7 protein-coding genes are annotated in these 11322 nt (G+C 71.4%); 4 read left to right on the top strand and 3 right to left on the bottom strand.

The genetic code is table 11. From position 1 onward, the window contains the following. Nucleotides 1-141: 141 nt before the first annotated feature. On the bottom strand, nucleotides 142-879 hold the full coding sequence (locus AB0C38_RS46900) for a GntR family transcriptional regulator (RefSeq protein WP_360687271.1): 738 nt from the start codon (nucleotides 877-879) through the stop codon (nucleotides 142-144). Nucleotides 880-1138: 259 nt separating this feature from the next. Here AB0C38_RS46900 and AB0C38_RS46895 point away from each other — a divergent pair, with 259 nt between their 5' ends. Genes AB0C38_RS46895 through AB0C38_RS46880 form a run of 4 tightly spaced genes read left to right on the top strand, consistent with a single transcriptional unit; the run spans nucleotide 1139 to nucleotide 6706 of the window. Further along, on the top strand, nucleotides 1139-2134 hold the full coding sequence (locus AB0C38_RS46895) for a 2-dehydropantoate 2-reductase (RefSeq protein WP_360687269.1): 996 nt from the start codon (nucleotides 1139-1141) through the stop codon (nucleotides 2132-2134). Nucleotides 2135-2147: 13 nt separating this feature from the next. Continuing rightward, entirely contained in the window at nucleotides 2148-4067 is a 1920-nt protein-coding gene (locus tag AB0C38_RS46890; protein ID WP_360687266.1) for a molybdopterin-dependent oxidoreductase, read from the top strand. Between the two features lies 1 nt (nucleotide 4068). Next, nucleotides 4069-5814: an NAD(P)H-dependent oxidoreductase subunit E gene (locus AB0C38_RS46885; protein WP_360687263.1), complete on the top strand. Its 1746-nt coding sequence runs from the start codon at nucleotides 4069-4071 to the stop codon at nucleotides 5812-5814. 34 nt (nucleotides 5815-5848) lie between these two features. Next, nucleotides 5849-6706, top strand: a complete 858-nt coding sequence (locus AB0C38_RS46880; RefSeq protein WP_360687260.1) for a 2Fe-2S iron-sulfur cluster-binding protein — start codon at nucleotides 5849-5851, stop codon at nucleotides 6704-6706. 38 nt (nucleotides 6707-6744) lie between these two features. Here the strand turns inward: AB0C38_RS46880 and AB0C38_RS46875 are convergent, their stop codons facing one another. Both AB0C38_RS46875 and AB0C38_RS46870 read right to left on the bottom strand, forming a co-directional pair. Further along, on the bottom strand, nucleotides 6745-7038 hold the full coding sequence (locus AB0C38_RS46875; protein WP_360687257.1) for a barstar family protein: 294 nt from the start codon (nucleotides 7036-7038) through the stop codon (nucleotides 6745-6747). A gap of 3 nt (nucleotides 7039-7041) precedes the next feature. Then, on the bottom strand, nucleotides 7042-11292 hold the full coding sequence (locus AB0C38_RS46870; RefSeq protein WP_360687254.1) for a polymorphic toxin-type HINT domain-containing protein: 4251 nt from the start codon (nucleotides 11290-11292) through the stop codon (nucleotides 7042-7044). Between the last annotated feature and the right edge of the window lie 30 nt (nucleotides 11293-11322).

The following is an 11322-nucleotide window of genomic DNA, read 5'->3' as shown; positions in this document are numbered from 1 at the left end:
GCGCTGTTTTGGGGGTGGCTGCCGCTTTTCCTGCGCCCGCCGGGCGGGGTGCCCCACCAGCTCGCCGAACCGGTGTTGGGGCCGCGGCCGTCGGCCAAGGCCGACGGCTGATCCGGTAAGCGCTCCCCGGTCCTGCCGAAATCAGGATCGGGGAGCTTCCGGACGTTCGTGGTAGGCCTGGCGGGTCCGTTCGGTGTGCTTGGCCATGATCTTCTCGGCCATCTCCGCGTCTTCCATGGCGATGGCGGTGATCAGCTCCTCGTGCTCGTTCCACGCGTCCCGCCCGCGCGGCCGGGCGATCGGCGTGTAGTACCAGCGGACCCGGCGGTCGACCAGGCCGATCAGCTCCGCCAGCACCGCGTTCCCCGAAAGCTTGGTGATAAACGCGTGTAGAGCGGCGTTGGCCGCCACCAGGCCTTCGGTGTCTTCGGCCTTGAGCGCCACCAGCCCCGCTTTCTGCAGTTCCCAGAGCCGGTCGACGTCCGCCGGGGTGGCGTGTTCGGCGGCGAGCTTCGCGGAGTGCGTCTCCAGCACGCTGCGGACGCTCAGCAGCTGGTCGGCCTCCTCGTCGGTCGGGAGGTGCACGAAGGCGCCCTGGGCGGGGCGGAGGTCGACCCAGCCTTCGCTCTGCAGCCGCTGCAGGGCTTCGCGGACCGGCTGCCGGCTGACGCCGAGGTACTCGGCCAGGTCGGCTTCGACCAGGTGCTGACCGGGTTCGAGGGTGCGGTTGATGATCAGCTCGGCGAGGGCTTCGTAGACGACCTGGCGCAGCGGGGCCGGCCGTTCGACGCGCTTGGCGGGGGTCGAGCCGAGCGCGCCCTTGGCCGTGCGACGCCCGGTCGGGCCGCGGTCTTGGAGCGGGGAAGCGGGCTGGCTCACGGGACACCTCGATGTGGAGAGGAAATAGACGTGCTGCCCTCAGGATACAGGTTTTGGTATGCAAAATCCCAGATACTCACCCGCCCAGATGTTTTCGCCCGATGTAGATCAACGACGCGCGGGCGATGTGACCGCTTGTGTCCGATTTGTCGAGCTTGACTCCGCCGGTCGGGCGGTCGCGAGATCGAAGCTCTGGTCTTGGTCCCGGATCCAGGATACTGTATGCAATCACGTGCTGGACCGAAGTGGGAGGCACATCATGAAGGTGGCAGTTCTCGGGGCCGGGGCGATCGGCGCCTACGTCGGGGCCGCGCTGCACCGCGGCGGGTCCGAGGTGCACCTGATCGCCCGCCGGGCCCACCTCGCCGCGATGCGCGAGCACGGCGTCCGCGTGCTCAGCCCGCGCGGCGACTTCACCGCGTACCCGCACGTCACGGACGACCCGGCCGAAGTCGGCGAAGTCGACTTCGTGTTCCTCGGCTTGAAGGCCAACTCCTACGCCTCGTGCGAACCGCTCCTCGCCCCGCTGCTCGGCCCGGACACCGCGGTCGTGGCCGCGCAGAACGGCATCCCGTGGTGGTACTTCCACGGGCTGGCCGGCCATCCGCTCGAAGGGCACCGCGTCGAGACGGTCGACCCGGGCGGCTCGGTGACCGCTGTGCTCGGGCTTCGGCGCGCGATCGGCTGCGTCGTCTACTGCTCCACCGTCATCGAGGAACCGGGGGTGATCCGCCACCTCGAAGGCACCCGGTTCTCCCTCGGCGAGCCGGACGGCGAGATCTCCGCGCGCTGCAAGGTGCTCAGCGCCGCGATGATCGCCGGCGGGCTCAAGGCGCCGGTCGAACCGCGGCTGCGCGACGACATCTGGATCAAGCTGATGGGCAACGTCGCCTTCAACCCGCTCTCGGCGCTGACCCGGGCGACCATGGCGCAGATGTGCGAGCACGACGACACCCGCGCGCTCGTGGCCACGATGATGACCGAGACCCTCGCCATCGCCCGCGCGGCCGGCAGCGACCCCGGCGTCTCGGTCGAGAAGCGCATCGACGGCGCCTGGCGCGTCGGCCACCACAAGACGTCGATGCTGCAGGACCTCGAAGCGGGCAAGCCGCTCGAGATCGACGCGATCATCGGCGCGGTCGTGGAGCTGGCCGGCCTCACCGGGGTGCCCGCGCCGGCCCTGCGGCACGTCCACGCCGCCATCTCGCTGCTCGACCACACCAGCAACCCGCCCGTCCCCGTCGGGGCGCACTGAACCGGAGGTGCCCGTGAAGCGCAGGAAGACCGAGCCGTACGTGCGGCTCACCCAGCCACTGGTGCGCGACTCCGGCGTGCTGCGGCCGGCGACCTGGGAGGAGGCCCTCGACCGGGCCGCCGCCGGGATCCGCCGGACCCTCGAAAGCAAAGGGCCCGAGGCGTTCGGGATGTTCTCGTGCGCCCGCGCGACCAACGAGATGAACTACGTCGCGCAGAAGTTCACCCGCGCGGTGATCGGCACGAACAACGTCGACTCGTGCAACCGCACCTGCCACGCGCCGAGCGTCGCCGGGCTGGCGCGGGTGTTCGACAGCGGCGGCGGGACGTCGTCCTACCAGGAGATCGAGGACGCCGACGTCATCGTCATCTGGGGCGGCAACCCCCGCGAGGCGCACCCGATCTTCTTCCAGCACGTGCTCAAGGCGGTCCACAAGGGAGCGAAGCTCTTCGTCATCGACCCGCGCCGGACCAGCACCGGGAGCTGGGCGCACCGCCAGCTGCAGCTCGAGGTCGGCACCGACATCCCGCTGGCCCACGCGATCGCCCGCGAGATCATCCATTCCGGACTGGCGAACACGAAGTTCATCGAACGCGCCACCGAGGGGTTCGCCGAGTTCGCCGCATCGGTCGAGCCGTGGACCCTGGAAGTCGCGGAGAAGACCACCGGCGTGCCGGCCGAGCTGATCAAGGAGCTGGCGCACACCTACGCCCGCGCCGACCGCGGGCAGCTGTCGTGGACGCTCGGCATCACCGAGCACCACAACGGCACCGACAACGTCCTGGCGCTGATCAACCTCTCGCTGCTGGCCGGGCAGGTCGGCCGCTACGGCGCCGGGCTGAACCCGCTGCGCGGGCAGAACAACGTCCAGGGTGGCGGCGACATGGGCGCCATCCCGGACCGCATGCCGGGCTTCCAGGACATCCTCGACGCGGACGTCCGCGCGAAGTTCGACGCCGCGTGGGGCTCGTCGATCCCGCCGCACAAGGGCCTCAACCTCACGCAGATGCTCGACGCCATGGAGCGCGGCGACCTGACCTGCGTGTACATCATCGGCGAGAACCCGGTGCAGTCCGAAGCGGACTGCGAGCACACGATCAAGCGGCTGTCCAACGTGGACCACCTGGTGGTGCAGGACATCTTCCTGACGAAGACCGCGCAGCTGGCCGACGTCGTGTTGCCGGCGTCGGCCGCCTGGTGCGAGAGCGACGGCACGTTCACCAACTCCGAACGCCGGGTCCAGCGCGTCCGCAAGGCCCTCGAACCGCCGGAAGGCGCGCGCGACGACATCGAGCTGCTCTCGGAGCTGGCGCGCCGGCTCGGCCACGACTGGCACCACACCGGCGGTGAGGAGGTCTGGGACGAGCTGCGCTCGCTGTCCCCGATGCACACCGGGATGTCCTACGCGCGCCTGGAAGAGCTCGGCGGCATCCAGTGGCCGTGCTACTCCGAGAACACCCTCGAGCCGACGTTCCTGCACGGCCGGCTGTGGGCCGAGGACCCGGCCGAGCGCGGCCGCCCGGCGCCGTTCACCGTGCTCGAGCACAGCCCGCCGGTCGACCTGCTCACCGAGGAGTTCCCGATCCGGCTCACCACCGGGCGGCGGCTCGACTCGTACAACACCGGCGTCCAGTCCGCCGGGTTCCCCTCGCCGATGCGGCAGGGCGAGACCCTGGATCTGTGCCCGGAGGACGCTCGGTCGCTCGGCGTCGAACCCGACGAGCTGGTCCGGATCTCGTCACGGCGTGGCGAGATCGTGGCGCCGGTCCGGCTCGACACCGGGCTCAAGCCGGGGCTGGCGTTCATGACCTTCCACTTCCCGGACGAGATCGACGTCAACATCATCACCATCGAGGCGACCTGCCCGATCGCCGGGACGGCGGAGTACAAGGCCGCGGCGATCCGCGTCGAAAAGCTGCCGGTGGAGGTCTGAGGTGGACCTCAAGCTCCTCGACGCCGTCGCCGACAGCGAGGAACGCGACGCCGTCGCCGGGTTCGCCGGTGGCGGCCGGGACCAGTTGCTGCCCGCCCTGCACGCGGTCAACGACCGGGTCGGCTGGATCAGCCAGGGCGCGCTCAACCTGATCTGCGAGACGCTGCACGTGCCGCCCGCCGACGCGTACGGCGTGGCGAGCTTCTACTCGCTGTTCGCCCTGGAGGAACGCCCGGAGCGGGTGGTGCACGTGTGCACCGACCTGGCCTGCCGGCTCAAGGGCGCGGACACCGTGTGCGACGTCCTCACCGAGCACGTCGGCGCCGCGGGGAAGGCACGCGGCGGGGTCACGTGGCTGCACAGCCCGTGCCTCGGCGTCTGCGAACGAGCCCCCGCGGCGCTGACGTTCCAGGCCGGCGACCCGGCCACCACCGAGCTGCTCGCGCCGGCGACCGGCGCGTCGGCCGTGCTGGCCGCGCAGCGGGAACCGTCCGCTTCGGACGGCACCGCACCGGTGATCCACCAGCAGGAGGGGCTGCGGCTGCTGCGCCGGGTGGGGGTGGTCGATCCGTCCAGTTTGGACGACTACCGCGCGGCCGGTGGGTACGCGGCACTGCGCAACGCCCTGCGCATGGGCGAGGCCGCGGTGATCCGCGAGGTCACCGACGCCGGCCTGCTGGGCCGGGGCGGGGCGGCGTTCCCGACCGGGCGCAAGTGGGCCGCCACGGCCGCCCAGCCCGCCGGGCCGCACTACCTGGTGTGCAACGCCGACGAGAGCGAGCCCGGCACGTTCAAGGACCGGGTGCTGATCGAGGGTGACCCGTACGCGCTGGTCGAGTCGATGACGATCGCCGCGTTCGCGATCGGCGCCCGGCGGGGTTACGTCTACCTGCGCGGCGAGTACCCGCGAGCCCTGCGGCTCCTGCGGAACGCCCTGGAAGTCTGCCGCGAACGCGGGTTCCTCGGCGTGGACATCATGGGCCACGAGGGGTTCTCGTTCGACATCGAGATCCGCCGTGGCGCGGGTGCGTACATCTGCGGCGAGGAGACCGCGATCTTCAACTCGATCGAGGGCTTCCGCGGCGAACCCCGCACGAAGCCGCCGTTCCCGGTCGAGAAGGGGCTGTTCGGCAAGCCGACCGTCGTCAACAACGTCGAGACCCTGGTCAACGTGCCGCTGATCCTCACCGAGGGCGCGGCCGCGTACCGGGCGATCGGCACCGAGGCCTCGGCCGGCCCGAAGCTGTTCTGCCTGTCCGGGAACGTCGAACGGCCGGGCGTCTACGAGGTGCCGTTCGGCACGACGCTGCGGGAACTCCTCTCCTTGGCCGGGGGAGTGCCCGAGGGCCGGGAGATGCGGGCGATCCTGCTCGGCGGCGCGGCCGGCGGGTTCGTCCGGCCCGACGAGCTCGACCTGCCACTGACCATGGAGGACGCGCGGGCGGCGAAGACGACGCTGGGGTCCGGTGTCGTCCTGGTGCTCGACGACCTGGCCGACCTCGGCGGCTTCCTGCTGCGGATCGCGTCGTTCTTCCGCGACGAGTCGTGCGGGCAGTGCGTCCCGTGCCGGATCGGGACCGTGCGGCAGGAGGAGGCGATCAAGCGCGTCCTGTCGGCCGGGTCGGACGAACGGCCGTTGCTGCGCGAAGTCGGCCAGGTGATGCGGGACTCGTCGATCTGCGGGCTCGGCCAGACCGCCTGGAACGCCATCGAGTCCGCCATCGACCGGTTGGGGGCACTGAAATGACCAGCGACGACACACGTTCCTCAGTGGAGGAGCCATGACCACAGTGGACATCGGGATCCCGAGGCGGCTGGTCGAGTTCACTGTGGACGGTTCCCCGGTTCGCGTACCGGAGGGCTCGACGATCCTCGACGCGTGCACGGCGGCGGGCAAGGAGATCCCGACGCTCTGTTACGGCGACACCCTGGAACCGGCGAACGCCTGCCGCGTCTGCATGGTGGAGGTCGAGGGAGCGCGGACGCTGGTGCCGTCGTGCTCGCGCAAGGCGGAGCCAGGCATGGTGGTGCACACCGACTCCGAGCGGACGCGGACCAGCCGCAAGGTCGTCCTCGAGCTGCTCGGCTCGGCGACGGACCTGTCGACGACCCCGGACGTCGACCGCTGGATGGCCGAGACCGGCGCCGACCCGGACCGCTTCGGCCCGGACGCCGCGACGGTCGCGCAGCCGGCCCTCGTGGACAACGAGCTGTACGTCCGGGACTACGGGAAGTGCATCCTCTGCTACAAGTGCGTCGACGCGTGCGGCGACCAGTGGCAGAACTCGTTCGCCATCACCGTGGCCGGCCGCGGGTTCGACGCCCGGATCTCGACGGAGTTCTCGAACCCGTTGCCGGACAGCGCCTGCGTGTACTGCGGCAACTGCGTCGAGGTCTGCCCGACCGGGGCGCTGAGCTTCAAGCGCGAGTACGACAAGCGCGAGGACGGCACCTGGGACGAGGACCGGCAGAAGCAGACGACGACGGTGTGCACGTTCTGCGGGGTCGGCTGCAACCTGACGCTGCACGTCCAGGACAACGAGATCGTCAAGGTCACCTCGCCGCACGAAAGCTCGGTGACGCACGGGAACCTGTGCATCAAGGGCCGCTTCGGCTGGCAGCACGTCGAGAAGAAATAGCGGAAGCCCCCGCCGGCCGAGGCCGGCGGGGGCTCCGTTCACGCGAACCGCACGGTGAACCGCACGTCCGGTGGTTCTTCCTTTTCACTCAGTTCCATGAGCTTCGAGAAGACCCCGGAAGCTCGGCGGTACAAGTCTTCGCCGAGCTTTTCCTTGCTGGTCTCCGAGTTCTCCCATACCAGCTCCAGCGGCCCGGGGATGTCCCGGTAGAGCCGATCCCAGAGGGCGCTGAGGTTGTCGCCGTAGTAGGGACCGAAGTCCAGCTGCCGCTTGAGCTGGTCGTGAATGTCCTGTTCGGACTCGACGGTAGTCCCGTCGATGACGATGCGCACGGCTCACATCCAGTTCGGCAGCTGGTAGAACGTCATGGGTTTGTAGTGATCGAAAGTAACATAGGCCAGCCCGTCGTTGGACCACACGAGCCGGTAGCCCGGCTGCTTCGGGCGGCTCATGGCGGGGTTGAGGCCGACGTCGGCTTCCTGCCAGGTGCGACCGGTGGCACGCGGGAGCAGGCCGTCCGCGTTCTCGTAGACGTCGCCGCCGATCTGCCCGTTGGGGACGTAGTTGCCGAGCGCCTTGCCCTTGGCCCACCCGGCGGCGATCGCCTGGGCCTTGGTCACGTAGTTCGGCGGAAGCTGCCCGCCGGTCCGCTTGAGACTGTCGATCAGCGGGTTGGCCAGCTCGGCGACGCCCAGGCTCTTGCCGAGCTGGATGCACGTCGAGTTGTGCACCAGCACCGCGACGCCGTCGACGATGACGTAGTACGAGTGCAGCTCGTCGACGGTCAGGTTGCGCACCCGCTGCCGCTCGGTGCGCTGCGAGGTGCCGTCCACGGCGACCGTGGTGCCGTCGGGCTGCCGCAGCAGGTCGCCGGCGACGAGGCTGTCGGCGTTCACCCAGGCCGGCCGGGTGGTCACCCAGAAGGGGTGGTGCGCCGTCGCGGTCAGGACCGTGCCGTGCACCCGGATGTCGACGAGGTGCTTCGTCCCGCCACTGGCGATCCGGTCGGTGACCGGCTCGGGCCGAGTGGTCCCGGTGCCCGGGTCGGACGCGAGGACCGTCTCGCCGACCGCGATGTCCTGGATGGCCTTGCGCGAGCCGTCGCCCATCAGGACGGCGGTGCCGGGTAAGAAGCTGTTGCAGTCGGCCAGCTCCTTCGCGACCTTCTGCTCCAGGTTGGCGAGCCCGTTCCGGATCGCGGTGGAGCTGAGGAACTCCTCCGCGCCCAGTGCCCCCAATCGGGAGGCGAGGAACGAGTCGGCCGCGACGCCGGCGAGGAAGTCCGCGCCGATCGTCAGCCCGATGCCCGCTCCCGCCGCTTCGGCGAGGAACCCCGCCTCCGCGCCGACGAGCGCACCGACCAGGGGAGCGGTGCAGATCTCGGCGCAGAAGATGCCGGCGCCGACGATCACCGCCCCCGCCACGATGGTGCCCGCGATCGACCACCAGCGTTCCGAGTCGGCCTCGTCCTCGGCCTTCTGCTTCGCCTCCGCGATCGCCGAATTGATCTTGTAGGTGAGGCTCGGGTCGTAGGCACCCTTGAGGCAGTCGTTGAAGACCTGCTCGCTGTACTGCTTGAGCTGGTTGCAGACCGCGACGTTGCGCTCGGACTCACCCTTCGGGTCGGCGATCATCCGCTGCGCCCGGGACACGCAGTCGTCGTGGTCGGGCCCGGCGGGCACGCTCTCGCACGTCTTGTTGACGTCGTCGGAGAACTTCTTCTTGGCGGCGTCGATCTCCTGGTTGGCCTTGGCGATCGCCGCGTCCCGCGCGCTGTTGGCGGCGTCGACGGCGGCCTGCGCGTCCTTCCCGGCGTCGACGGCGTCCTGGTACGCCTGGTGCGCCGCGACCATGGCGCTCTGCGCGTAGTCGTTCGCCAGGTTCGCCGAATGCCGGGCCGCGGTCGCCGACCGGGTGGCCTGCACCGCCGACTGCCCCGCGCGCGCCGCCGCCTGCTTCGCCACATCGGCCGAGTGGGCCGCTTCGCGGGCGGAGTCCTGCGCCTGCTGCGCGGAATCCTTGGCCTGCTGCGCGTAGGTGCCCGCGTCGGTCGCGAACCCCTTGGCGCGGTTGGCGTAGTCGGCGGCTTCGGCCGCGGCCTTGCGGGCCGTCGCGGCGACGGACTGGGCGGTCGCCGCGTTCTCCGACGCCTTGGCCGCGACCGAGGTCGCCTGCGCGACCAGCCCGGCGACGACCGCGTTGTGCGCGGCCGACTCCCGGTCGTGCCGGGCCGCGACGTACTGCCCGTTCTGCCGGTACTGCCGGACGATGTCGGGCGAGCCCTCCAGCGCGGCCTGGGCGAGGAGCCGGGCTTCCGGTCCGGTCGCGGTGCCGGCGATCAGCTGGTTCAGAGCGATCCGGTCGTCCTTCTCCCGGGCGATGTTCTGCCCGGTGTCGAGGAATTTCCGGTACGCCGCCACGGTCCCCGCGTCGAGGGCCTTCTGGGCGTCGCCGGCGACGACTGCGTCGCCGTTCGTGCGGGCCGCGGACTGGACCTGGTTGACCTGCAGCCGCAGGTCGTTGCCCTCGCTCGGGTAGTCCGGGGAGGCCAGGAACCGCTTGACGTCGGCGTCGTTGCCGGCGAGCGCCTGCTGGCCGGCGGTCTTCTTGGCCGGGACGGCGCTGTCGATCTGCTCCTGCAGGGTTTGGCGGTCGTCCAGCGCGGCCGCCTGGGCGACGCCGGTCTTGGCGAACTCGCGGGCTTCCGCGTCGGCGCCGGTGAGGGCGGTTTGGGCGGCGGCCTGGGTCCACGGACCGCCCGTGGTCAGCAGGCGCAGGGCGACCTTGCGGCCGTCGACGGCGGCCAGCGCCGGGTCGGTGCCCGCGGCGGCCGCCTCGGCCAGCAGCCGGTTCGTCTCGGCGTCGCGCTGGACCTCCTGGGCCGCGTTCCACTTGCGGGTCAGGCCCAGGTGGTCCTGGACCTCGAGGGCCTGCCGAGCCGCTTCGGTGGCCTGGTCGGCCTGCAGGCTCGTGCGGTCCGCGTCGGCCTTGCGGGCGGCGGTGTAGATCCGGGTCGCCTGGTTCGCCGAGTCGACGGCGATCTTCGCCGCGGCGCTCGCCGAGTTGGCGTGCTGGGTGGCGAGCTCGGCGGCCCGGGCGGAGTCGACCGCGTGCTTGGCGGCGTCATCCGCGGCTGCCGCGGCGAGGGCGGCGTCGACCGCGGCCTGCTGCGCGAGCGTGCGGGCCTGGTCGGCCGCACTCGCGGCTTCGTCGGCGTACGCACGGGCCGAAGCGGCCGCGCGGTTGGCGAGGTTGGCCTGACGCCGGGCGGTCGCGGCGGCGGCCTCGGCCTTGCTGGCGTCGACGCCGGCGGCCTTGGCCCAGTTCACCGACTGCTGGGCCGCGTCCGCCGACTTCGAGGCGTTCTGGCCGGCCGAGTCGGCCGCGTTGATGGCGTCACGGGCGTGGCCGAGCGAGGTCTTCGCCAGGTCGATGGCCGTGACGGCGTCCTGCGCGCTCTTGGACGCGATCGACGCGTCGATGGCGGCCTTGGCGGCGTCGCCAGCCTTTCCGCGGTCTACGCGCGCCGCCGCGGCGAAGCCCCACGCGCTGCTGGACGCGCGGCCGGCCTTGGCGGCGGCCGCGGCGGCCCGGGTGGCGGCGCTCGCGGCGACCCGGGCGGCGGACGACGCCGCGTTGGCCGCGCCGATCGCCGTCACCGCCGAGCTCGCCGCGCGGTTCGCGGCGTCGGCGGCACGGTTGGCCGCGTCCGCCGCGCCCTCGGCGTTGTCCTTGGCGGCTTCGGCGGCGGCCTCCGCGAGCTCGCTCGCCTGGCGCGCCAGGTCGGCCTCCTTGAGCGCGGTGTCCGCGGAGTCCTTGGCCGCCTGGGTTTCCTCGGCGGCCTGCTGCCCGGCGATCTTGGCCGCGTCGGCCAGCTGCTGGACGGAAGACGTCTCCTGGTCGCGAGCCTCCGCGACTTCCCATTCACGGGCGACGAACAGCCGGAGCGCTTCGGTGGTGTTCGCGTCGAGCGCGTTCTGCGCGGCCGTCTTCACCTCGGGGCCGCCCGCGGCCATGATCTGGTTGACCCGCATCCGCAGGTCGGTCGCCTCCGCCCGCACCGACGTGGTGGTGAGGAAGTCCTTGAGCGCCTGGGGTGTCTGGGCGTCGAGCGCCTTCTGCGCGGCCTGCCGGACCTGCGGGCCACCCGCGGCCATGATCTGGTCGACGCGGATCCGCAGGTCGGTGTCCGACGCGGAGATCCAGCCCCCATCGAGGAAGGTCCGCAGCGACCCGGTGTCGGTCGCGTCGAGCGCGCGCTGGGCGGCGGCCTGCACCGTCGGCCCGCCCGCGGCGAGGATCTGGTTGACCGCCAGCCGGTCGTCCAGCCCGGCCAGCCGGGCCACCTTCTGGGTGAGGAAGGCGTCGACGTCGGCGTCCGTGCCGGTCAGCGCCTGTTCGGCGGCGAGCTTGACCTGCGACCCGGCGCTGCGCCAGATCATCAGCACCTTCGCCCGCGGGGTCAGGCTCACGTCGGTGGGCTCGTCCGGATCGGTGTCGGCCAGCGCGACCCCGGACTGCAGGGTCAGTGCGGCCACCAGCGTCAGGACCAGCCCGCCACGCAGCAGCCTTCTCTGTCTCTTCAAGCGGATTCCCCCCACTCGATGCGGTCCGGA

The sequence above is a fragment of the Amycolatopsis sp. NPDC048633 genome, assembly GCF_040650695.1.
Lineage (GTDB): Bacteria > Actinomycetota > Actinomycetes > Mycobacteriales > Pseudonocardiaceae > Amycolatopsis.
The sequence above is the reverse complement of the archived record's forward strand: the minus strand, read 5'-3'. Positions and strand labels throughout refer to the sequence as shown.